The organism is Lysinibacillus sp. CD3-6 (assembly GCF_006351725.2).
Taxonomy (GTDB): Bacteria; Bacillota; Bacilli; order Bacillales_A; family Planococcaceae; genus Lysinibacillus.
In genome coordinates this window covers 656,978-680,565 of sequence record NZ_CP085880.1, presented here as the reverse complement: position 1 = coordinate 680,565, position 23,588 = coordinate 656,978, and the positions used below count along the sequence as shown (strand labels likewise).

Annotated in this window: 19 protein-coding genes and 1 tRNA gene; 1 reads left to right on the top strand and 19 read right to left on the bottom strand. The window is 34.8% G+C overall.

Annotation, left to right across the window (positions count from 1 at the left end; genetic code table 11):
* Positions 1-96: 96 nt before the first annotated feature.
* The 14 genes from FH508_RS03070 to FH508_RS03005 form a co-directional block, all read right to left on the bottom strand.
* Positions 97-1,992 carry an N-acetylmuramoyl-L-alanine amidase gene (locus FH508_RS03070; RefSeq protein WP_228134366.1) on the bottom strand — a complete coding sequence of 632 codons (1,896 nt, stop codon included), beginning with the start codon at positions 1,990-1,992 and terminating at the stop codon, positions 97-99.
* Between the two features lie 243 nt (positions 1,993-2,235).
* Positions 2,236-3,180, bottom strand: coding sequence for a C40 family peptidase (locus FH508_RS03065; RefSeq protein WP_139860780.1), 945 nt, complete (start codon positions 3,178-3,180; stop codon positions 2,236-2,238).
* 285 nt (positions 3,181-3,465) lie between these two features.
* Positions 3,466-3,533: transfer RNA gene (locus tag FH508_RS03060), tRNA-Tyr, on the bottom strand.
* A gap of 31 nt (positions 3,534-3,564) precedes the next feature.
* Positions 3,565-3,807, bottom strand: coding sequence for a helix-turn-helix domain-containing protein (locus tag FH508_RS03055; RefSeq protein WP_173479708.1), 243 nt, complete (start codon positions 3,805-3,807; stop codon positions 3,565-3,567).
* 6 nt (positions 3,808-3,813) lie between these two features.
* Positions 3,814-3,975, bottom strand: a complete 162-nt coding sequence (locus tag FH508_RS03050; protein ID WP_173479709.1) for a YvrJ family protein — start codon at positions 3,973-3,975, stop codon at positions 3,814-3,816.
* Positions 3,975-4,598, bottom strand: a complete 624-nt coding sequence (locus FH508_RS03045; protein WP_173479710.1) for a sigma-70 family RNA polymerase sigma factor — start codon at positions 4,596-4,598, stop codon at positions 3,975-3,977. The genes FH508_RS03050 and FH508_RS03045 overlap by 1 nt, the downstream gene beginning before the upstream one ends.
* A 365-nt stretch (positions 4,599-4,963) precedes the next feature.
* Positions 4,964-6,616: a M20/M25/M40 family metallo-hydrolase gene (locus tag FH508_RS03040; RefSeq protein ID WP_173479711.1), complete on the bottom strand. Its 1,653-nt coding sequence runs from the start codon at positions 6,614-6,616 to the stop codon at positions 4,964-4,966.
* A 29-nt stretch (positions 6,617-6,645) separates the two neighbouring features.
* Positions 6,646-7,368, bottom strand: a complete 723-nt coding sequence (locus FH508_RS03035; protein ID WP_173479712.1) for an amino acid ABC transporter ATP-binding protein — start codon at positions 7,366-7,368, stop codon at positions 6,646-6,648.
* Positions 7,343-8,038, bottom strand: coding sequence for an amino acid ABC transporter permease (locus tag FH508_RS03030; RefSeq protein ID WP_173479713.1), 696 nt, complete (start codon positions 8,036-8,038; stop codon positions 7,343-7,345). Before FH508_RS03030 ends, FH508_RS03035 begins: the two co-directional genes overlap by 26 nt.
* A gap of 116 nt (positions 8,039-8,154) precedes the next feature.
* Positions 8,155-8,973: a transporter substrate-binding domain-containing protein gene (locus FH508_RS03025; protein ID WP_173479714.1), complete on the bottom strand. Its 819-nt coding sequence runs from the start codon at positions 8,971-8,973 to the stop codon at positions 8,155-8,157.
* Between the two features lie 26 nt (positions 8,974-8,999).
* A complete protein-coding gene (locus FH508_RS03020; RefSeq protein ID WP_173479715.1) occupies positions 9,000-9,746 on the bottom strand; it encodes an SDR family NAD(P)-dependent oxidoreductase in 747 nt (248 codons plus the stop codon).
* Positions 9,747-9,757: 11 nt separating this feature from the next.
* Positions 9,758-11,344 carry an aminomethyl-transferring glycine dehydrogenase subunit GcvPB gene (gcvPB, locus tag FH508_RS03015; protein ID WP_173479716.1) on the bottom strand — a complete coding sequence of 529 codons (1,587 nt, stop codon included), beginning with the start codon at positions 11,342-11,344 and terminating at the stop codon, positions 9,758-9,760.
* 22 nt (positions 11,345-11,366) lie between these two features.
* Positions 11,367-12,755 carry an aminomethyl-transferring glycine dehydrogenase subunit GcvPA gene (gene gcvPA, locus FH508_RS03010; protein ID WP_139860246.1) on the bottom strand — a complete coding sequence of 463 codons (1,389 nt, stop codon included), beginning with the start codon at positions 12,753-12,755 and terminating at the stop codon, positions 11,367-11,369.
* Between the two features lie 22 nt (positions 12,756-12,777).
* Positions 12,778-13,551 (bottom strand): SDR family NAD(P)-dependent oxidoreductase, encoded by a 774-nt coding sequence (locus tag FH508_RS03005; protein WP_139860248.1) that lies wholly within the window; start codon positions 13,549-13,551, stop codon positions 12,778-12,780.
* Positions 13,552-14,066: 515 nt separating this feature from the next.
* Between FH508_RS03005 and FH508_RS03000 the strand changes: the two genes are divergently transcribed.
* Positions 14,067-15,092 carry an Abi family protein gene (locus FH508_RS03000; RefSeq protein WP_173479717.1) on the top strand — a complete coding sequence of 342 codons (1,026 nt, stop codon included), beginning with the start codon at positions 14,067-14,069 and terminating at the stop codon, positions 15,090-15,092.
* A gap of 244 nt (positions 15,093-15,336) precedes the next feature.
* On the opposite strand, the gene FH508_RS02995 is transcribed toward FH508_RS03000, so the two are convergent.
* The 5 genes from FH508_RS02995 to FH508_RS02975 all read right to left on the bottom strand — a co-directional run bounded on the left by FH508_RS02995 (position 15,337) and on the right by FH508_RS02975 (position 23,087).
* Positions 15,337-16,722, bottom strand: a complete 1,386-nt coding sequence (locus tag FH508_RS02995) for a sigma-54 interaction domain-containing protein (protein ID WP_173479718.1) — start codon at positions 16,720-16,722, stop codon at positions 15,337-15,339.
* 341 nt (positions 16,723-17,063) lie between these two features.
* Positions 17,064-17,474, bottom strand: a complete 411-nt coding sequence (locus tag FH508_RS02990) for a hypothetical protein (RefSeq protein ID WP_173479719.1) — start codon at positions 17,472-17,474, stop codon at positions 17,064-17,066.
* Positions 17,475-17,594: 120 nt separating this feature from the next.
* Positions 17,595-18,677 (bottom strand): CAP and S-layer homology domain-containing protein, encoded by a 1,083-nt coding sequence (locus tag FH508_RS02985; protein ID WP_173479720.1) that lies wholly within the window; start codon positions 18,675-18,677, stop codon positions 17,595-17,597.
* Between the two features lie 201 nt (positions 18,678-18,878).
* Positions 18,879-19,535: an S-layer homology domain-containing protein gene (locus FH508_RS02980; protein WP_173479721.1), complete on the bottom strand. Its 657-nt coding sequence runs from the start codon at positions 19,533-19,535 to the stop codon at positions 18,879-18,881.
* 78 nt (positions 19,536-19,613) lie between these two features.
* A complete protein-coding gene (locus FH508_RS02975; protein WP_173479722.1) occupies positions 19,614-23,087 on the bottom strand; it encodes a hypothetical protein in 3,474 nt (1,157 codons plus the stop codon).
* Positions 23,088-23,588: the final 501 nt, after the last annotated feature.

The window sequence follows — 23,588 nt, the reverse complement described above, 5'->3', positions numbered from 1 at the left end:
TTGATTGTTAGCGCTGATAGATTGTCTGTAATCTCCTTCATCCAATAAAAAAAGAGCTACGTCGTTCAAAAATATGAACGATGTAGCTCTTTCGTTTTATTGTTTTGCGTAGTATTGAGAAATACCTTTATAAATAGCTTCAGCAAATAACTCGATATATTGATCATCTGTCATTTTGCCACGGTCTTCACCATTTGTAAGGAAACCTAGTTCAACTAGAATCGCAGGAATTAATGTATTGCGAATAACATAGTATTGTTGTTCTTTAACTCCACGATTTTTCATGTTTAAGTTATTAACAATTTGGTTATTTACAAAAGTAGCGAGATCAACATCTTCTTGATACATATCTCCAGTTGTTACAGCATAATATGTTTCAGTACCTTGTGCAGAGGTGCTAGATGCTGAGTTGACATGTATACTAACGAAGATTTCGCCAAAGTTTGCATCGGTAAAATCAACACGGTCTTGCAATGAAGGATATGTGTCACCTGTACGAGTCATTAACACTTTCGCTCCAGCTGCTTCAAGTTTCTGTTTTACTAGTGTACTAACTTTTAATGTAATAGATTTTTCTGAAGTGGAACCTACTACAGCTCCAGGGTCTTTACCACCATGACCAGGGTCAAGGATGATAATACGATTTTTCAGTGCATTACCACTTTGGTTTAATAGTTTTAAGTAAGATTTATGCACATAGCCTGTTTGTCCATCAAAAGTAATTTGAGCCCAGTAGCCACTAATGCTGTTAACATGCACATAGTCGCCTTTACTTAATTTACATAGTACCGTAGAAGTTGAGTTCGCTTCTTTGCGGACATTTAAACTATCAACAGTTGCGCGACCTAGTAAGTCTCCTGCCACTGGTGGTGGAGTCGGATCTGGTATAGAAGGTTGTTCTACTTCCACATCCTCTGTACTATTTGCAACAATATAACCTGGTAAACCATTTACTACTGTTAAATAGTAGCCATTAACCGTTTTATAGACAGGCAGTTTAACATTACTATTGATTGTTGAAATTGTTTTAGAAGATGAAGTAGCCTTCACATAAAGATTGATACCTTGTGTTGTCTTCACTTCTTTTTGGATTTTTCCTAACGCATTACCGTCCGCATCTAAAAATTGTGCGTACGTTTTATAAATATAAGCAAATGCACCTTTATATGTTACTTTTAACCAGTCTCCTTCAACTGCATAGACTGATAGTTTTCCACCTTTATCGACAGTACCTACAATGTTAGTACTAATTGAAGAGTCTTTTGATTTACGAATATTCAAGCCATCTGTTGTCACTTGAATTAAACCGATAACCTGTGTTGTATCAGGAACAGTAACACCTTTTACAGGTAACTCTAAACGGTATTTTTCACTTTTAGCACGAGCAACAAATAATGCAAATTGTGCACGTGTTACTTGGCTATTTGGATTATAGTTTTGACCGCTTCCTTTTGTAATACCATTATAGTAAATCGTATTGATATATTGAACGTAGGGATGTGTAATACCTACATCAACAAAAGGAGAATCAATATTTTCGTATTCACTTGCGTCAAGCTTAAATGCCTTTGTTAATACATAACTCATTTCATCGCGAGTTAGAGGCTTGTTCGGTAAAAACTGACCTGTTGTATTTGTTTTAAAGTATCCTAGCTGTATAGCACGTTCAACGTAGCCTGAAAGCTCGGTACCAACTGTTACATCTGAAAAATTGGATTTATTGACAACTAATGGTTTGTTACCAGAAGCAACAACGGCCATTTTTGCAACTTGTCCGCGTGTCACGTTATTATAAGGCTTATAATACGTTTTACCATTTTCCGTGTACCCTTTAATAACACCTAAACTAACTAAATAATTGATCTCTTCATAAGCTTCATGCTTTTGGGGTACATCTTCAAAACCACCACTAGCATTTGCACTATGTATCGTAAACATAGAAGCTGAAATGAATAAGACGCATAATATAAGACTGATTTTTTTAAAGTACAATGTCTTATTTCCTCCCTTCATGTTCTCGTGTTATTGTGTTCATTTTAACAAAAATTCACATACAAAACTATCATAGATTGTAACTATTCGACATTTTTTTATATCACCCCATTTCATATAGATTCATAAAAAGAAGAGAGCCTGCAAGTGCAAACTCTCCTCCGTTTATACGTTATTTAAAAGAACTTCCATGCATTGCTTCACTTCAAACGTAGCCCTTGTCCGAAGCGAAGTAGAAATTGATTACTTATTCACTTGCTTAGCGCGCTCGATAAATGTTTCAAGCTGAGAAATTTTTAACATTTCATCATAGCCGAAATTGCCGTTATCTTTACCTGATGTAATACCATTTGATGCGATAATTGAAATATATTCTGTTGCCCAATAGTTTTCAGGAACATCAGCAAATGTCACAACATCACCTTTATGCTCAAGACCAAAAGCAACTACTAAAACTTTTGCAATTTGTGCACGAGTCATTGGAGAAGAAGGATTAAATTTGCCGTGATCATCACCTGTAAAAATTCCTAACTTCGCTACAGCAGAAATTGCACCAGCATGTGCATAAGTAGGTTTTACGTCTGCAAATGACGTGTTTTTATCAGATGTATCTAAATTTAAAGCTTTTGCAATTTGTACAGCAACTTCAGCACGTGAAGCATATACTGAAAAGTCAATTGCAGCGTCTTTTACTTCAGCAGTCGCTACTTTTGTCACTTCAGCTTGTTGTTCTGCGTCAAAATCTGCTACACGTTTAGCACCAACGTAACGAGAACTCCAATAATATGGATCGTTTACATTAGAATAGCTAACGCCTTTACCTGTTTGAGAGTGAATCATTTTACCGTCACCTATGTATATCGCTACATGTGAGATACCACTACCACTCGTGTTAAAGAAAAGTAAATCGCCAACTTTTAGATCACTCTTCGCAACCGCTGTACCTTGCTGATATTGAGAGCTTGATGTACGGTTTAGTTTAATGCCTAAATCGTTGAAGACTTTAGAAGTAAAGCCAGAGCAATCTAATCCGCTAGTAGTTGTACCACCATATGCATAAGGAATGCCTAAATATTTCGTCGCTGTTTCAGTAACTTCATTTGCAGTTGCCGCTTCAGCGTTATCTATTTGAATTGTTGAAAATAACATAAAAGATGCAAAAATCGGTAATAACCATTTTTTCTTCATAAGTTTGTTATACCCCTCTCAAGGAACTTTTTTGCCTATACATAGACTATCACAAATGAAGGTATTTTAATTTTTCAATTGTGTAACGGTTTTAAAAGTAAAAAAAAAGCTGATATACCAACACTTTGTGGTTTATCAACGTTAAAATATGGGTATTAATTAATGGGTATTGCGGCTTTTTGTAACATTCCTGTAATATTAGCCATGCTTTGTTACAATAGAGTGCCTGTTGAAGTGCCAGGCACTCAAACAACTCAAATAATTCAAACAATTTCTAACGACTTTAGGTGGCACTCGGATTTGAACCGAGAAAAAGGTTTTACAAACTTTGCCTTACCACTTGGCTATGCCACTACGATTTTATTTATGAAAGATGAAAACAACCTAATTATTTTGTTCATTATATCGTTTCTTCAAATCCCAAAATCCTGGGACGGAATTCACATCATATTTTCGTATAGTATTGATGAGCTTAATAAGTAAATCCTGACGTAAATCCTCTCTAAAATGCGGATGGGTTTGATAAAGACAATGTTTCACTATAGGCTCAAAATAATTAATTACAGTTAATAAAGCTTTATCATCATATTTTGATTTTTTTACTAAGGCAATTAATTCTTGTGACATCTCCCTTCAGTCCTTTCTTACGTTTTTAATAAGGTCCGATAATTTATTAATGCTTAACTCAAGATTTTCAATTTTTTTTTCGAATCTAATGAAAAGGTAGACTGTTATTGCTATTGGAAAACCAAAATTTCCGATTATCATGATCCAATCAGATGGTTCTGTTATCATCAGAAATCCCCCTTTTTTTCCCCATGATTTTTAATATACATCATCATATTTTCCAAAGCTTTTTTATGGGTCTTAGAGACAGCTTGCTGTGATTTATTTAATCTTCGTCCAATTTCCGTATCGCTTAAACCTTCTGCATAAGCTAGACTAATTATCTCCTTTTGCTTTTTTGTCAGCGAATTTAATGCATCATACAATATCGGGCTTATTACATAATCATCTAAGTTATCCTTTAAGTTGACCTCACTAAAATGGCCTTCAGCTTGTTCATCAGCTATTAAATCGAGAAATGTTTCTTGTCCTTCATTAGCATTAATCTTGGCGTCTAAAGTAAGAGAAAATCTAGATTGTATAAGTCTCAATTTTTTGTCGAAATTAATTGAATTAAACTTTAGAGTTGAGGAAATATGAGAAATAAAGCGAATTTTAAAATAAAAATGTTTAAATAACATATCTAATTCTTTCATATTCTCCGTAGTTGGGTTTATTATGGTATCCATGTACTTTTCTTTGTTAGTTGGTATTTTCAAAAAGGAAATTACCAACTCGTTATTTATTAGCTGTTGATTTTCACCTTCAAATTTTTTAATTCTTTCTTCATCATCCCTTTTATTTTCCAACATCCAAAGCACTCCTTTTAAGAAGCATACATTCGCTTCCAAATTTTAAAAAGAGCATATGTTCTTATTTCGAGTAAAAAAAAGAGTGTAAGTTCTTTTTCAAAATAAACCATTTGTCCTTAAACCTAGTTTCTCTATCTTATGATTATTTTAACGATTTTATTATTTTCTTAAAATCACCTCCTTTTCTTATTGTATATAGAATAAACAATCTAAAATAAAACAACCTTTCGAAAAAATTTGTTTGAGTGTCAGGCACTCAAACAATTTCCAAACAATTTAATAAAACTATAAACAAACTCGAAATTGCTCGAGTTTGTTTATAGTCTGAAGGCACTTCTAATGCAGTATCAGTGATTATAACTGGCTTATGAACCAAGTAGCTTGTCTATTACTAGTTTCGTTAAATTAGGCATGATTTCCATTGTATATTTTAATTCCGTTCTTTCGTATCTGTTATGTGCATCATAACCATACGGTCCAATATTAATTGCTGGAATATTTATATCCCTAATGGCCTTATAATCAACAAAATGTTTTGTCCCCCAACTTGGGTTATTGTTAATAACGGATTGAATGCTATCTTCATCGTCATTAATTGCTACACAGCTCATATCACAAATATAAGGAAAGTAATTTCTTTGGACAATCGGCTTATTATAATGTGGTTGCACTTTTTCGATAGCATAGTCTAAAGCGATTAATAGATTCTTTTCCTTTTGATTTTTACCAGTCACCTCTACGCGTGGTGAATATAGTGACGAATAAAAAAGAATAATAGCAGGGCTTTTATCCTTTGCCCATTTCCAAGTTTCTTCTACAACTCTCGCTGAAAACATACGTACATCTAGTTCTTTATTTGCCAATAAGTTTTCTTTAAATTTCTTCATATGCTCTTTATAACTTTCACCAGCTTGTGAAATAATTGATTGCTCTAGTTCTTCATAAAATAACACCCTTGTTTCCCAAGGTAATTTTGTATATTCCTGTTCACTAATTTCACAATACCGCTTATAATGATTATTTAAATTTTCCACTACATTATTAAAGGCAATTTCTGCTTGGTTTTTCAACTTATCAAGAACATCTTTAGGGGACCATGATTGCACAAAGAAATTATAATATACATAGGAAGCAAGTGCTGTTTGAACAGTATATGTTTCTTTAAAATCCGTTTGCTTCAGCGTTACTGGCGGCATAGGCGTTTCACCTAATGATTTATCGCATAGCTCAGGATTATATGCAATTTGTCTAGTTAACTCTGCTGCAATATAGTTAGGATCAAGTCCTTCAAAGCTTGAGCCCACGTGACTTTCAGCTCCAGTTATATAAAATGAAGGAAGCAGCTTCCCGACACTGCCTTTATAAATATATCTATTTTCATCGCCTTCATATCTAGGAGCTACAAAATCCGAATTTATTAACGCTTCATACTCAAATCCATATTCGTCTCTAAGTTGTTTTAAATCATTTAAGCCTGATAATACTCCGTGCGAGCTATCTTCCTCATCACATTCAGCAAAAAATACAATATTTCCTTTTAATTCTTCTGGGTGCTCTGAGTAATACTTTAAAAGATAAAAATTGCTGGCTACACCGCTTTTCATATCTAGTGTTCCTCTGCCAAATAACCATTCATTTGATTCCAAATGCTCTTTAACTAACGGAGGAAGCTTTTCATTTTTTAATGCTTCTTGAAGATTATTAGGAAAACAGGCTTTTTCTTTTAAGCTATTATAATCATCTATACCTACCGTATCGGTGTGACCCATTAAGACAACCGTTTTAGCGCTACTTTCTTTTGTCCCCCTTACAAAAGCAAATACGTTATATCTCTCAATCTCATCATCTACAGTTTGTGATGTAAACACATAGTCCGAATGTTTTTGGAAGTATGGTAGGTTAGCAATTGTTTTAGCAAGTGTTGTTGATATATCGATTTCGCCTTCAGTATTGACGATACTTTCAATATTGACAAGATCATTCGTCACTTTTAATACTTCATCATACGTTTTTAACATTAAACACAACTCCTAACTTGAAATAATGATTATAAAACCTGTTGTAGAAACTTCGCTGTTCTCTCTTCCTTTGGCGTTTTAAAAAATTCGGAGGGAGGCCCTTCCTCAATTATTTTTCCATCAGCTAACATAATGACTCTATCCGCAACTTCTCTTGCAAAGCCCATTTCATGCGTTACAATGACCATTGTCATCCCATCCCTAGCTAAACTTTTCATTGTTTCTAATACTTCACCAACTAATTCAGGATCTAACGCCGATGTAGGTTCATCAAACAGCATAACGTTTGGGTTCATCGCAAGTGCTCTTGCAATGGCTACTCGTTGCTTTTGCCCTCCAGATAATTGTTCAGGATAATAGTTAGCCTTATCAGCAAGCCCAACCCTCGTTAATAGCTCCATTGCTTTTTTGTTCGCTTCCTCCTTACTTTGCTTTTTCACTTGGATAGGTGCTTCAGTTATATTTTGTAAAACACTTAAATGAGGAAATAAATTAAAGTGTTGAAATACCATACCCATATTTTCTCTAACTTTATTTAAATTCGTTTTTTCTATATCAATCATTTCATCATTAATGCTGATAGTTCCTTCATCTAAAATCTCTAAAAAATTTATACAACGTAACAACGTACTTTTTCCCGAGCCACTTGCTCCAATTAAAACAACTACTTCTGATTTATCGATTTCAAGACTTATATCCTTTAAAACTTTCAATTTACCAAATGATTTAGAAAGCGACTTCAACTTTATCATGCTTTTTCCCCTTTCCAACATCCATTCGGCTTTCAAGTTTATTGAACAACAGTGTGAATATTAGAACTAAAATTAAGTAATATACACCTACTACAAAGTAGGTTTCTAAAGGCATATAATTGTACGCTTGAGCGGATAAGGCATGGTTAAATAATTCTGAAACAGCAATATAGGCTACTAAAGAAGAGTCTTTTAATCCAATAATGAATTGATTTGCTAATGCTGGTATAGCTCGTTTAAAGCTTTGTGGCAAAATAATTCGTCTCATTGTTTTAAAATACGTCATTCCTAAAGAGCGGCCTGCTTCCATTTGTCCCTTATCGATTGATTGAATGGATCCTCGAAAGATTTCAGCAATATAAGCTCCAGAATGAATTCCAAGTGCAATAGCACCTGCTGCAAAATCCGAAAGAACAAATATACTAGAAATGCCGTAGTATAAAAACATAAGTTGTACTATAAGTGGCATACCACGAATAATAAAAATATAAGCGTTTGCTATTTTTTCTAATATCTTTATATTTGAAACCTTGAAGAAGGCAAAAACAAGTCCAATAACACAGGCAATTAATAAAGAAACAACCGTTAACTCCACTGTTAAAATAGTAGCTTTTAAAAACTCGATTCCATGTTTTTGGAATATCGAGGCTATATTCGTTAAAAACTCCATAAAAATCACCTAACCTCTTTAAGTGTTTTTGGTACAGAAGAAAATTTTAAGAATATTCAAATTATTTTACCTAGTATTTTTCTATTCAACTAGGTAAAATAATTTATACAGTCTGTTTATTCTAATAAATCTTTGCCAAACCATTTTGTACTTATTTCTTTATAAGTGCCGTCTGCCACCATATCTGCTATTGCTTTGTTTATTGCATCTAATAACACTTGATTATCCTTATTAATAGCTACCGCAATTTCTTCTCTTTTAATTTCTTCTCCTACTGTTTCAATTTCTAACCCAGATTCTTTCATCGCTGAAATGCCTACAATTTTATCTGTAATAACGGCATCTAGACGTCCTGGAGGAAGGTCTTGTAATGCATATATCTCACTAGGGAATTCTTTAATTTTATCTGTATATTTTTTTGCGTCTTCAACATACGTACTCGCTTGCATAACACCGATTGTTTTTCCTTTTAAATCTTCAAAAGATTTAATGTCTGTATTTTTACTTGAGATAAAGACTGTAGCTCCTGAAATATAATATGGGTCTGAGAAGTCCACCTGTTTTGCTCTCTCCTCAGTAGCTGTCATACTTCCAATAATGGCATCATATTTCTCTCCTCGTAGTCCTTGGAGAATCGTTTCCCATGGATTTGTCACAGGGTTCGGTTCAAGACCTATTCTTTTTGCAATTTCATTTCCAATTTCTACATCGAAGCCAACTAATTTTTCATTTTCCTTATAGTTTAATGGTTTTAGTAAACCGCTCATGGCAAATGTTAGCTTCCCATCATTCACTAATTTCATTTCCGATGTAGCGCTATTTTCTTGTTCTTTATTATTTGCAGCTGTTTCAATTTTTTTATTTGAATCTTTTTCTGAACACGCAACCATCAATGCAGCAATCACCAATAACAAATAGAATAGACTTTTCTTCATAAATACCAATCCCCCTCGTTTTATGATTAAGCTAATTCTCCACCATCAATGGCAATTGTTTGCCCCGTAATGTAAGCTGATTCATCTGAAGCTAGGAAGGCATACAATGCCCCTACCTCTTTTGGATCTGCATGCCGCTTTAAAGGAATGCCTTCATTTACAGCCGCTAACATTTCAGGTGTATACTCAGCCATTTGCATCGGTGTTAATACATATCCAGGACATATTGTGTTCACTCGAATGTGTGGTGCCAATTCTAATGCCATCGTTTTTGCTAATAAATTGACGCCTGCTTTTGAAGCGTTATAGTCCGCATAGAACGGATGTCCCGTAACTCCATTTGTAGAGGCTGTCATGAGTATAACGCCTTTCCCCTGTTCAACCATGATTTTTGCAGCCGCTTGTGACGTATAAAAGACACCATTTAAATTAATATTTAATACTTTATTCCATTGTTCTGGCGTAATATCAAGAAATTGAGAGCGAACGCTAATACCTGCATTTGCTATAAAAACGTCCACTCCACCTAAATCCTCTTTAATGGTTTTAAAGACAGCGTTTACACTTTCATGGTTACTAACATCCACTACATAGCCTTTAGCAATTCCTTTGTTTTCTTTTACAGACTTTTCAATACTGTCTTCATTAATATCTAAAATGGCTACGATAGATCCTTCTTCGACAAAACGTTGTGCTGTGGCTAATCCTATACCACTTGCCCCTCCTGTAATGACTACTCTCTTCTTTTCTAAGCTACTATGCCTTGTCGTCATCAAATTCCCCCCTAACGGTTATAACTTGTTATTTCCGCTTCATTTTTCACCTTTTCTTGATATACCCTCCATGAAATACACCATTTTGTAGGGTCATCTAAATAATCAGCTTCGATTAATTGATGAATGGTACTATTTTGCGGTGCACTTTTCACTACTTCTGGATTTTCATATGCTTCCTTTGAAATTTGTTCAAGTGCCTGGATATACTCATCTAAATCTGCTTTAGAGTAGGATTCTGTTGGTTCTAATGTGAATGGTTGAGGCACAATGTACGGATGATGACTTGTCCAGTAATGTAAACCAAAGTCTGTCATGCGACGCTGTACATCCTCTGTTGTAACACCTGTTTCTTTCTCCAGTTGCTCCCAACTATAACGAACTTGTTCCAACCGTTGCCCTTGTACATAAGGCACACTTGCGCCACGAATTTTGGAAACTCTACTATATAAATAGTTATTATTTAGCACAGCTGTTTCTGCCACTGCTTTAAGCCCTTCTTGCCCTAATGCTCGAATCCATGCATACGAACGTAAAATAGTTTGTGCTACCCCATGGAAAGCGCGCACTTTTCCAATTGAATGCTCTAATTGATCATTTAGCACATATTGATCCCCATTTTTTTCGACAATAGGTCCTGGTAAAAACGGCTTTAATTCCTTAGTTACGCCTAATGCACCTGTTGCTGGACCACCACACATATGTGGCGCTGCGAATGTTTTGTGTAAATTGAAGAAACACATATCGAAGCCCGCCTCTTTTGCACGTGTAATGCCTAATAACCCGTTTGCATTCGCTTGATCGTAGTAACAAATACCACCTGCATCATGTACAATCTTCGTAAATTCTTTAATTTTCGAATTGTAAATACCTGTGTCTTCTGGGTTGGCTACAACAAAGCCTGCAGTTCTTTCGGATACAACTGCCTTTAACTTTTCAATATCAGGGAATCCATTTTCATCTGGGTGTAAGGTAATAATTTTATATCCCTTTACAACTGCCGTTGCAGCTTGAGATGGATGAGAGAAAATAGTTGTAATAATTTCATTACGTTGCTCTGCCTCGCCCTTTACTTCAAAATACTTACGGACAATCGATGCCATGGCAAATAAAGCTTGTGTACCTCCACTCGGTTGGAAAGAGAATGCATCCATTCCTGAAATCTCACGCATCGCTAAATCCATGTTATGAATAATTTCTAACATTCCTTGTACAGTACGAATATCTTGTAGTGGGTGTAATTCCATTAGTTTAGGATTCCGAATTAATAGCTCATTAATTTTCGGGATGTACTTCATCGTACAAGTCCCTTGACCAATTTCTACATTAAAATCTGAACCTAATGTTTCTTGTGAAAGTCGAACATAATGGCGTAAGACACGGGCTTGCCCGATTTCTGGTAAGCTCGGCTTACTTGCTCGCTTTATATTTTGCGGTAAAACTGAAATACCATCACCTACTACATCTATCACTTCTTGTGAAACTTGCGGTACTTCAACTCCAACTTCACCTGGTTGATGAAGCTCGAAAATTATAGGTTCATTCCACTTGGCTTGATGAAAATCTATATTTACAGATTGTCTTTGAATTTTTAACATGCTAATGCTCCTTTCTGTCTCGTTATTTCGTCACAATTTTTGCTAAAGCACTTACTAGTTTGTCTATATCTTCTTTCGTATGCACTTCTGTTACACAATAAAGAGCCGACTGCCCATATTGTGGAAACTCTTCCGAGAGATTCTTTCCTCCGAAGATCTTATGCTCTAATAATTGCGTATTGATTTCTTCTACAGTTAATCCCGTATCATTAAAGTCGATAATAAATTCTTTGAAAAAAGGTGATGTCATTCTCGAACCTCTAATGTTCTGAATTTTATTAAGCTGCATCACAGCGTACTGACTATTTTGCATGATTGCTTGCCCTAAATCGTACATACCATTTGGTCCCATTAACGATAAATAAACACCTGCTGTAATACCCCATAGAGCTGTTTGCGTACCAACAGATTCTTTACCATTTTCTCTATCTGCAAAAGATGTACGGTCATATGCAATGTCACCAAAACCATACTCTCCTTCTTTTACCGTAGGAATAATACCAAACAATCGTGATGGGTATTCATTAACGAATTTCGGATCATTATGTGTCGCAATAAACCCTGCTTGCCCTCCACTATAATTCATATGCATCCCAAGTGGTTGAAGGTCTCCACATACAATATCAGCACCATACTGACTCGGTGGTGCTAGTATTCCAAGTGAAATGGGATCAACTCCAACTACGATTATGGCACCGAATTTTTTTGCAAGATTTGAAATCTCTTGCCCTTGTGATTCAATAAATCCTAAATAGGATGGATTTTCAAAATAAATCGCCGCAACATCATTAGATAGTTTTGATTCTAAATCGGCTAAATCCATTAACCCTGTATTAAGATTAAAATTCACATCTTCAAATGCTAATTGCGGTGTACCATAGTTTGTTATAATCTTTTTTCGCTCAGGCGAAACTGTACTAGCGAGTAAAATCTTAGTACGTTTCGTAATACGACTAGCCATACGAATCGATGTAGCTGCAGCCTGAGCCCAATCAAACGTTGGCACATTCACTACTTCCATATCAACAAGTTCAGCCATAAGACTTTGGTATTCAAATAAAGCTTGGAAACGACCATGATCTTCATATGGTTCTCCCGCATAAGCAGTTAAAAATTCAGCTCGTTGATTGACCTCATCACATACTGCTGGTATAAAATGTTGCCAGCAGCCAGCCCCTAAAAAGTTAAGATATTCATTCGTACTTATATTTTTATTTAATAAACCTTCAATATGTCGTCGTAACTCCAATTCATTTAAAGCTTTTGGGATATTCATTGTTCCTTTATATTGCAAATCCTCTGGAATACAAGAATAGAGTTCTTTAATGGAAGGCACTCCTATTTCGTCTAACATTTCTTGTTTTACTTCGGGTACCATATTTGGAATGTATGGATGAACTTTTTTACTCATGTAAATTACCTCCTAAAATTTTTTATGCTAAGCCGCCACCATCAACAGTTAATGTCGTTCCAGTAACCCAAGCAGATAAACCACTTGCAAGGAATAATACCCCCTTCGCAATATCTTCAGGTGTGCCCAACCTTGCCAATGGTCTATCTACAGCCGAACTACGAAGAAAACTAGACTCCTCTATATCTAATTGTTTTGCCTCCCCACGCAGTAACGGCGTATCTGTATCTCCAGGGCAAATACAATTTACGCGAATGTTCTCTGATCCATGGTCGATAGCCATAGCTTTCGTTAAATTTACAACCCCTGCTTTCGCAGCACAGTAAGATGCCGCTTTGTCTCCACCTTTTAGTCCCCAGCCAGAACCAGTATTGATAATACTGCCGCCTCCGTTGTTCCGCATAAGTGGAATCAAATATTTAGAAAGTAGGTAAACGCCTTTTAATGAAACATTAATGACAGCATCCCAATCAGATTCATCTAAATCTACAACTGTTTTTCTACGTATAATGCCTGCATTATTAAAGAGCACATCGACGTTTCCATGCTTTTCTTCAAGTAACCCCGCCACACGCTGGCAATCTTGTGAGTTTGTGACATCACACTTTACAAACTCAATATCTAAGCCCGCAGCTCGCAATGTTTCTTCTGTTTCCATTCCCTTTTGCTGATCGATATCAAGAATAATTGTTTTCGTCCCTACCTCACTTAGCAATTTAGCGGTTGCAAGACCTATTCCTGAAGCTCCCCCTGTTACTACTGCAATCTTCCCACCTAATTCGAAGTAATCTAGCAAATAAATGTACCCCCTTTTTTGTTTCTCAATGTATATAATGCAAAAACCATGCCAAATTAAAAAAGCTGATTTTACGAGATTCATAAATAATTCATCAGTATTTTTTGACACATTTGTCAATTCAAATGTTATTTTTGTCATAATATTCAGTTTTTTAATGAGATTAATTAAGAACTATCTAATAGTTCCTTTAGAAGAAGTCTTAATGATTTAGCTTTCTGATAAAATAAGCATAAAAATATAAAAATTGAAGATAAATAAATTTTAAAAATAGAAAAGGTAGGAGGAATGAATTAAAGAAAAGAAAAATGAAATTGATATTGCAGCAATCAATATGCCTATCTTAAATACAAGAGTGTATTCAAACTTAGAGAGTTACAGGGGTTTCAAAGACAACTATCTACAAAATAAAACAAGAAATTGAAAAATAAAATAGAAATTCAAATAAAAATGTAGAATAAAAGTCTAAGAAAATGACTAGTATAATACTATAGAGAGAATATAGGGGCGATGAAATGAGCAACCGATTACACGTAACTAAAACATTTAAATCTTTAGATGAACAAATTGCTTTATTAAAAGGAAGAAAATTAATCATTAGAGATGAACAAAAAGCTAAACGTCATTTATTAGAAAAAAACTATTTTGATTTAATTAATGGTTTTGAAACACTTTTATTAAAGGACGATAAAGCGATAGATAAAGAATTCGAAGGATATTACTTTGAGGATTTTTTATTGTTGTATGATTTAGATAAAAAATTGAACATTGAGCTATTAAAACTTTTAGATAAATTTGAAACTCGCTTAAAAACATCAATGGCATACAGATTTTGCGAAAAATATTTTCGAACTGCTGCCGATGCAGATTGTTACATTAATTTGAGCAATTACACAAATCCGGCTAATAATCATTTAAGTTTACCTAGCGATATTGCTAAATCTATTAGGAATCATAAAATATTTAAAACTAACATTCGATATAACGGGGTTACGTATAGAACCTTTATTGAGTTTAGCAAGGCAAAATACACTTTTTTGTCTACTTATGATTCTCCGCCTTTTTGGATGTTAATTAAAGTACTTGAATTTGGTGCTGTATTCAAACTTTTATTAGGTTATGAAAAGGACGTATTTGAAAAAGTCATTGAAGATATGGGAATGAAGTACATAGATAAACAAAAATTTATTAATTCAATACGAATCTTTATTGACTTACGTAATACTTGTGCACATTTCCAACTGGTTAATAGATACCGTACAGCAAATAATATAAGAATAGATGCAGGAATGATTAATGATTTAGGATTGAGACCAAAATCAAATATCCGGGGATTACCTACTTTTTATGAAATAAAACTTTATGATACTTTGTTAGTTATTTCTCAATTCGAAGATTTAAAAAACATAAGGAAGTTGATGAATGATTTTTATTATAAAAGATGTAATTCAAAAAGAGAAAGACAGTTAATGATGAAAATATTCGAAAGAATGGGAGAAAACAAACTTTCTAATTGGCTTAGTATAGGGAAATGCAACTAGCCTTCTATCCATAGAGTTGTGATTTTTTCTTTAATAGTTAAAGCATATATGCTATTATTTAAACATATAATATATCGTGCGTGACGGCGAGTTATCCGATTAAAAGGTTAACTGTATAGTCAGAAAGAGATGCTCAAATGAGCATCTCTTTTTTTCTGTACATATAGCATAGTAGGTTTAAGTGTCAGGCACTCAAACAATTTAGAGTGCGATGATGCCGCCCGTAGTGGGAGTCGACTGCCTGTTAATTACTTTTTAATTTTCGATAAAGCGTCCTTGTACTGATGCCTAACTCTTCTGCAAGACGCTCCTTGCCCGCAGCATCATTTCCGTACTCAGATAACTTTTGATTGATTAATTCCATTTCCATATTTCTTAATAATTTTGGAGGCGTAACGTGAGAATGTTGCATCCTATTATGCTCAATTATATAGCCAGGTAAACTGTCTTTTGTTAATTGCAATGAATCTTCCATGACCATACTATATTCTAAAACATTTTCTAATTCTCTTATGTTACCTGGCCAATCATAAGCATTCAATTCTTCTAAAAATTCGTCTGTAAAATCGTTAATATATTTACCTGTTTTATGTTGGATTTTTTCTAGTAATGTAAAAATTAAGTACTCCATTTCACCTTTTCTTTCTTTTAATGGTGGTAGCGTTAAAGGAATCACATTTAATCGATAATATAAATCTGCTCGAAACTCTCCTTTTTTCACCATTTCAGCTAAAGATTTATTTGTTGCAGCAATAATTCTTACATTTACCTTTCTAGGCTCTATTGCCCCCACTCTATAAATAAGTCCATTCTGTAAAACTGATAATAGTTTAGCTTGAAGATGCAACGGTAATTCGGTAATTTCATCAAGGAATAAGGTACCTTTATCTGCAATTTCAAAATAACCTTGTTTTCCTTTTCTCCTTGCGCCAGTAAATGCACCCTCCTCATAGCCAAATAATTCACTCTCAAATAAAGTTTCTGGAATACTAGCACAGTTTAACTCTACAAATTTTCCTTTATGCGTAATACTGTTTGAATGAATATGATTAGCTAGTAAACTTTTACCAGTACCTGTTTCTCCAGTGATAACAATGGACGAGGAACTATTTGCAATACTATTTAGTTTGGTTTTAATAAATTGCAAATAAGGTGCATCTCCAAGTACATATTTTGTATCAAATCCTTTTTTTGTTTCAAATAATAAATAAGACCCCTCGTTATTTAGAACATTAATCACTATTTCCCCTAAACGAGCTAACCAGTATTGATATTTCTTTTGTTCAGTAGATAATTTTCTTTCCCCTTCATCTGTAAAACTTACAAACGTTAAATACCCAAAATGCCGATCATCTTTAACTAAATTCATCAGTATTTCTACTTTTGAAGGACAATTGTTTTGAAACCTACACCCAGAGCATGTTTTCATTTTTCCAGGTCTTTGCACGTATTGAAATGGCTCGGAATAGTACTTTTGGAAAAAGGGTAAATGCACTTGCTCCCCTTTTCTTTTTCTATACTCATCTGTTGCTAAAATTTTACCTTTAGCAGTAAAATAAGCGACTTCTACTTGTAGCAAGTCTCCATATAAAATAATTATAGATTGTACTAACTTTTCACCATTTAACATAACATCACCCTCTCAGAAGTAAATTGAGTCATTGGCATTTTACACGAAAATATCCTTAACTTTATAATTCTACATTCGCTGGTGGGAACGCTTTATACGGCTATAGTAGACATGACATCCATCTCTTATATATACATAAATTCCGCAAAAAAAGGGTCCATTCCTTTAAAAATCGTTCAACAAATACAGACATACAAAGTCGAATACTATCAGAAAAAGGGATGTTAAATTTAAAGTGAGAAAATCCAAAATTAATTTTACTGTCTAAGGAGCTTGAATTTTATCCAAGTGAAAGGACATAACATTCTAATTAATGCTATGTCCTGCTTGTTCGTTTTAAGTTAGATATTATAAAACCAGTCTTTATTGCTCATCAATATAGCAGTTATATATCGATAAATTCTCTCTTCATTTTCCGAAATCCATTTATCAATATGCTCCATAATCGTTTCGTCATTATATTTATTTAGCCCCATCTTATATATAGGAAGAATTTCAATTTCTTCTTTTCCTTTTAGTTTACTTATAAGTGTAGTGGCTGAAGAATTATTGACTATTTCATAATATGTCCAAACGCCCGATCTATTTGACTGAGATTGCCAATTCATCATCTCTCTTAATTCAACAAACCAATCAGGCAAATTGTTTTGTTCTTTTAATTCACCATATGCAATAAGAAACAACTCAGCCATAGAACTATATTCGTGAATGTTATGAAAGTAGTTATCAATATAGTTTTTAGTATATTTCATCGTCTATTCCTCCTCTCCATCGTACAATAAAAAGCTCCACCATTATTGGTAGAGCTTCCTTTAGTAGCCATATGCTATGAACTTTCGTATCCCTCAGGCAATTACTGCTTTCTAGTCTAGTTATTGACTGGAAAATAGCTGGACCCAATAGTAAATCCCTTTGCTATCGACTGCAATAGCTACTCCCGTATTTGTATAATTTTCTCTCAAAATATTTTCACGGTGGGATGGTGATGCCATCCATGCTTTAACAGCCGCCTCAGGGGTTGGAATATTTCTACCTATATTTTCTCCTAAACTCGTATATGGATAATCAAATAAAGTAGCTAAATCCCATGGCATGCCGTAGTAAGGTGATTCGTGTTCAAAATAACGTCGATTCACCATATCCTGTGCCTTAATAACGGCAACTTGTGTTAAAGCTCCATCATAGGTAAGTATCGGCAGCTTCCTTTTTTGTCTTTCGTTATTGACTAAATTTAACACTTCATTAGACAACGTTGCTGAGTAGTTTTTTGTCGGAATATAAGACTTTGATAAATAGTCATAGGCTATTTCATAATTTGTTAGCGTCGTTGTAAAGTCCAAGCTTCGTTCCACTAGAGATGCAAATTGCGCACGTGTTACTAAAAGATTAGGTGCAAATTGTTTCGCGTTGACCCCTTTAATAATACCGACATCTGCAAGTGATTCAATGTAATCTTTTGCCCAATGGCTATCCGTAACATCACTAAACTTACTATTATTTTGAGAATCCACCTCAATTTTATATGCAAGCGTTAACATTTTAGCGATTTGCATGCGCTTCAATGGTGCATCTGGATTAAAGCAATCACCATTCTGCAATATCCCTAATTCTACTAGTGCACAAATCTCCTTATAAAATGGATGATCTGCTTGTAAATCTACAAAATTAGGCTTAGCAGACACACTCGTCTTCAGTTGCATCGAACGGGCAATGGCCGCTGCTGCCTCTGCTCTTGTTATTGCTTGCTCTGGCTTAAACGTACCATCCTCATATGTTGTCATATATTGCTTATCTAACATGTGCTGAATCGAGCTTCTCGCCCAATGTGAAGGCGAAATATCCTTTGCCTCCTCTGCCGCTAACGCAACGTTCGAGCTATTTGGTAGAGGTAATGCAAATGGAGTAGCCAGCAAAATAAGCGACATTCCGACAATACTAGATACTTTTTTTAACATAGCTACCTCCTATATATGTATGGAGTTGTTAATTAATTTCCGATTTCTCAACAGTTTATGACAGCTAGTTCTTTCGGATAATTGATTTTCTTTACCCATATTCCTTATATATAAACATACCATTATTACCTGTTTTTTCCTACTGCGATTTTTAAAAAATCACTCAAAGGTACTTCTTTCCTAAGAGTGATGTATGTCTTACTATTCAACTCCAATAATGTATAAGTCATCGTCATTTTTTTGTAACATGCGATAAAGGAATAAAGCCATTTGACCACGTCGAACATCCATATATGGTGAAAATGTCGTAGTGGTAGTCCCTTGTGTGATGCCATAATCTAATAACGTTTGAATATAACGATCGGTTTCAGCATCCTTTGTAAAATCTGTAAAAGGAGCAGTTAATGATGTTGCTTGTTTTAAATGAAAGCCCAATGTCAACATTTTGGCCATTTGACTACGTTTAATCGAAGCATCTGGATTAAAATGCGTACCTTTTTGGATAATACCATTCGCTGCAAGTGCTGCAATTGGTCCATAGTATGGATGTGTAGTTGGAACATCGCTAAAGCTTGGATTCTCAACATTGGACGTTTGTAATTGAAGTGCTTGTGCTAAAAAATAAGCTGCTTCCCCTCGTGTTAATTGTTGATAAGGGCTAAATGTTGTAGACGTTGTACCAAATACGATTCCTTTGCTGTACAGTTCGCTTACTGCATTGTACAGCTCCATGTCACGATCGCTTTTTTTAATATCTACAAATGGCATTACAGCCGCTTGAGTCGGAATGACCGCCACACAAGGTGCCACAACTAAAGCCGTAGCAAATGCCCATGCGTATTTGTGTTTTATTTTCATTGTCCTTCGCCCCTTTTAAATTGATTGATCTCTATCGAAAAATAATGAAAAGAGGGCATACCCTCTTTTCATTCTCTATTACAGCCCTAATTCTTTTATATGCTCTTGTAAAATACGGTAGTTATAAACTAAATCTTGTTGTTCAAGTGATAGTGAACTATAAAGTTTTTGTGCAGCAATGACTTTCTTTTCAAATGTTTTTGCATCTGGATCTAATTCAGCAATAGCATCCACGACTTTTAGAACAGCAGCTATATCTTTTTCAGCAATTTTCAACTTATCGTAGTTGATAACTTGTCCTCTTACTTTTGAGTCTAGTGCTTTATACGCGGCTACTGCGTTCGCTACATCTTGAATATACGTACTTGATGTTGGAGAAAGGCTTGCGATAAGCTCCACAACCTTTTTCACTTCACTCATGTTTTTCTCTGCTTCTAGTAAAATTGAATAATTTGATACTCTTTGTTTATCTGTTGTATTTAAACTATCGTAATCTTTACGTACGGACTCAATCATACCAAAGTACATTTTATCGCTTGGTTTTAAAGCCGCAATACTTTTGTACACTTTAATGACATTATCTAATGACAGAAGCAACTGCTCATTATAAACGTATTTGCGTTGTGTGGCGTTTAAATTATCATATGCTTTTAAAATCTTTTGATATTGACTATCCATATTTTTCGATGTCATCAGCTTATCAATTTCATTGATTACACTAATAACAGGCTTAATAATTTTTTCCTGGTCTTGTAATGTTTTATAATTTTCGACTGCCATTTGCTGATCTTTTGGTAATGCATTATAGGCTGCACGAATTTCCTCAATACGTTTTACATATTGATGTGGCTCAATATATGGCAATTCCTCAATCATTCGTTGCACATTTCCAGCACCTAAAATACTTGTTTCAGCAGCTTGTAACTGCTTATAGTTTGTAACATACTGCTGCATGTCCTTACTTAGCGCATCATATAATGCACGTGCTTGTACAGTATCCGTATGGAATGTTTTACTCGATGATTTTAGCTTACCAATTAATTCAATAACCTTTGCTAACGGTTCATAGCTTTGTAGCGTCGCCATGTTGCTCACATACGCCTTTTGGTCTTTAGTCAATTTTTCATACGCTTTTTGCGCAGCATTCACTTTACTTACAAAGTTATTTGAGCTTGGGTCTAAGTTATCGATTTGCACCATGACATTTAAAATTGGTTTTACTTGTTTTTCACGATCCGTTAATAACTTTACATTAGAGACAAGCTTTTTTTGCCCTGTTGATAGTTTGTCATAAGCAACACGTGCATTCATTAATTTTGTTAAATAATTTTCCTCTCCAGGAACTGCCGCATCTATTAAAGCGATAACTGTACTTGCAGATGTTAGCTCTGCTTCTGCTGTTACAAGCTTTTCATAGTTAATGATTGCTTGCTGTTTGTCTTGAGGTAATGCATCGTAGTTTGCACGAGCAGTTTTTAAATCGTTTAAAAATGTCTTGCTCGTTGGCTTCAACGTTTCAATTAAGCCAATTAAAGATGCCACATCTTCTACAGATGTTAACTGTTCATAGTTTGTTACACGCTTTTGAGATGCTGTATCTAAGGCATTAAAGGCTTTACGAGCTGCGATTACCTTTTTCGTATAATCTTTGTTCGTTGGATTTAGAGCAGCGATTAAATTAATCACTTTCACAACATTAGCGTTATTTTTCTCGTACGTCGTTAATGTTTTATATTGCGTCACTAATTTTTTCGCATTTTTGTCCATTGCTTTATATTCTGCAGACAACTCCACTACTTTTGCAACGAATGTTGCATCTGATTCATTTGCCAATGCAATCACTTTATCGTCAAACTGCTGAGCTGTAGTGATATAGCTTTCCGCAGTTAAAAGAGCTGGATAGTTCGTCACTAATTTTTGCGCTTCAGGCGATAGTTTATTATATTCTGCTTTCAAAGAAGAAACAGTTTCTTTGTAATCTTTGCGCGAAGTATTTAAAGCCAAAATAGGATCGATGAGACTCATTGCATCTACTTGGTCTTTTAATTTACTATCTTTATAGCTTTTTACGAACTCACGCTTTGCTGTATCTAATTTTAAGTAAGCTGTGTGAGCTGCCTTTGCTTTTTTTGTATAATCCTTTGCTGCTGGATCTAGTTTTTCAACAAGGGTGATGACATTTAACACTGTCTTATTTGAACTTTCCCAGCTTGTTAGCTCTGCCAAATTGTTAACGATTTTTTTCACACTTGCTGCGTCGATTTTTTGACCATCTGGTGCTACAGGTGTGTTGTAGGCAGCTCGCGCTTCTTCGATTTTAGTAATGACATCTGGAGCTGTCGCAATGCCAGAAATAAGTTTTTCAATTTCTTTTGCTGCTGCAATATTCGCTTCAGCTAATTGTAAATCACTCGCATTTTTCACGAAATCTTTTTTAGTTAACTGATCGTATTCCGCCTTTGCCGCCGTTACTGCAGTACGATACGCATCAGTATTGGAAATACGTAATGCAGTAATTTGTTTGGAAACATTAACTGCAGCTTGATATGGCAGTAAGTCATTGTAATTCGAAACTAAACGTTTTGTATCTGCATCCTTTAAATTGTTATAAGCTGTTTCAATGGCCGTTACAGCACTAATAAAGCTTGCAGCCGTTGGGAAGTCTTCTGGTTTTTTTGCGATTAGTTGTGTAATACTTGCAACTATTTTATCTGCGGAAGATAAGTTAGCTAATACATCTGTATATTTTTTATATGGCGTCACTGACGTAGTATTCGGATTATAGGCTGTAATAATTTTCTTTTGGTCTGTTGTCAGTGTACTGTAGCTTGTCGTTACTTCATTGGCTGCTTCAGCGATTTGAGTAGAAGTTGATGACGTATTTTCTAGTACACGAACAAAAGCATCTAATTGGTCAGTTGTTATTTTCGCTGCAGTTGCATCAGCGTTTAATTTTGCTAGCTTTGCGATATCTGCTCCGCTCTTTTTAAAATAATTGTTACGTTCAGCTTCGTCGTAGCCGTATTGCAAAGATGTCCCTCGAACAGCTGATACAATGCCCTTAGCATCCTCGGCTGCTAATGCTGTATTAACAGCGTCATTGAAAGTTTCTTGAACAGTAAGATAGGGTATTAAAAATTTGTCATAGACTTCTTGAACTTTTGCAACATCCGCTACAAATGTTTTACTTGTATACGACAATGCATTGATGCTTTTACCAATATCAGTTAATTCCTTAACGAACTTTCGTTGTGCAACTACATAATCATACTTTGCTTCAATAAATGCTCGTTCATTTTCATTGAAATCAGTCGTGCTTAAAACTTTTACGTCTCCGTCTGCAATGACCATGTCATTGGCTGATGATGTTTCTGAAAGCTTACCGAATTGTTCAATCGTTTTACTTCTTGTATCCGTTGCTGCTACGGTATTTACATAAGCTACTTGCTCAGATTGTGATACTGTTTGCGGTTGTGCTTCTTGCGCATTGGCAAGTGCAGTTGGTGTTAATAACAGACTTGTTAGGACACCCACTTTTAATGGTTTATTCAACTTGCTCATCCTTTCTTATTACGTTATATAGGAACATAGATATGTATGATTTATTTATTGCGAATCTACTATATTAAGTATCGGTATGCATCACTTGATTTCAAGCTAATCTAGTAAACTCACGTACTTCCTTTACTAACTTACAGATAATTGCTATTTTTAGATAGAATAGACTTTTTAAAGGAAGTTATTGTTAGGATACTATATAATTGGATTAGACGCATTTATCCCGCATCGGGTATAAGGAATTGAGCCGAATTAAAGTCCCACCATATCGAGAAAATTCCTGAAAAAAACTAGCATTTATACTATGTCATTTACCAGTAACTAGGTGTATACTACATCTTTAATATTTAATTTACTAGAAAGGGAGCTAGATATGTTTTATCACTACAAGTTTTGGCATAGCTTAACGCACCCCACGAACTTTACACAGGCTATTGAGTCAGGAGAAATAAGGGGCTATAAAAAACGATCATTTACGGTTTTCATCCTCTTTTT

Excerpts from the sequence above, each read along its gene's own strand:
- FH508_RS03065 (WP_139860780.1), bottom strand. The coding sequence starts at position 3,180 with ATGAAGAAAAAATGGTTATTACCGATTTTTGCATCTTTTATGTTATTT.
- FH508_RS03055 (WP_173479708.1), bottom strand. The coding sequence starts at position 3,807 with ATGTCACAAGAATTAATTGCCTTAGTAAAAAAATCAAAATATGATGAT.
- FH508_RS03050 (WP_173479709.1), bottom strand. The coding sequence starts at position 3,975 with ATGATAACAGAACCATCTGATTGGATCATGATAATCGGAAATTTTGGT.
- FH508_RS03045 (WP_173479710.1), bottom strand. The coding sequence starts at position 4,598 with ATGTTGGAAAATAAAAGGGATGATGAAGAAAGAATTAAAAAATTTGAA.
- FH508_RS03040 (WP_173479711.1), bottom strand. The coding sequence starts at position 6,616 with ATGTTAAAAACGTATGATGAAGTATTAAAAGTGACGAATGATCTTGTC.
- FH508_RS03035 (WP_173479712.1), bottom strand. The coding sequence starts at position 7,368 with ATGATAAAGTTGAAGTCGCTTTCTAAATCATTTGGTAAATTGAAAGTT.
- FH508_RS03030 (WP_173479713.1), bottom strand. The coding sequence starts at position 8,038 with ATGGAGTTTTTAACGAATATAGCCTCGATATTCCAAAAACATGGAATC.
- FH508_RS03025 (WP_173479714.1), bottom strand. The coding sequence starts at position 8,973 with ATGAAGAAAAGTCTATTCTATTTGTTATTGGTGATTGCTGCATTGATG.
- FH508_RS03020 (WP_173479715.1), bottom strand. The coding sequence starts at position 9,746 with ATGACGACAAGGCATAGTAGCTTAGAAAAGAAGAGAGTAGTCATTACA.
- gcvPB (WP_173479716.1), bottom strand. The coding sequence starts at position 11,344 with ATGTTAAAAATTCAAAGACAATCTGTAAATATAGATTTTCATCAAGCC.
- gcvPA (WP_139860246.1), bottom strand. The coding sequence starts at position 12,755 with ATGAGTAAAAAAGTTCATCCATACATTCCAAATATGGTACCCGAAGTA.
- FH508_RS03000 (WP_173479717.1), top strand. The coding sequence starts at position 14,067 with ATGAGCAACCGATTACACGTAACTAAAACATTTAAATCTTTAGATGAA.
- FH508_RS02995 (WP_173479718.1), bottom strand. The coding sequence starts at position 16,722 with ATGTTAAATGGTGAAAAGTTAGTACAATCTATAATTATTTTATATGGA.
- FH508_RS02990 (WP_173479719.1), bottom strand. The coding sequence starts at position 17,474 with ATGAAATATACTAAAAACTATATTGATAACTACTTTCATAACATTCAC.
- FH508_RS02985 (WP_173479720.1), bottom strand. The coding sequence starts at position 18,677 with ATGTTAAAAAAAGTATCTAGTATTGTCGGAATGTCGCTTATTTTGCTG.
- FH508_RS02980 (WP_173479721.1), bottom strand. The coding sequence starts at position 19,535 with ATGAAAATAAAACACAAATACGCATGGGCATTTGCTACGGCTTTAGTT.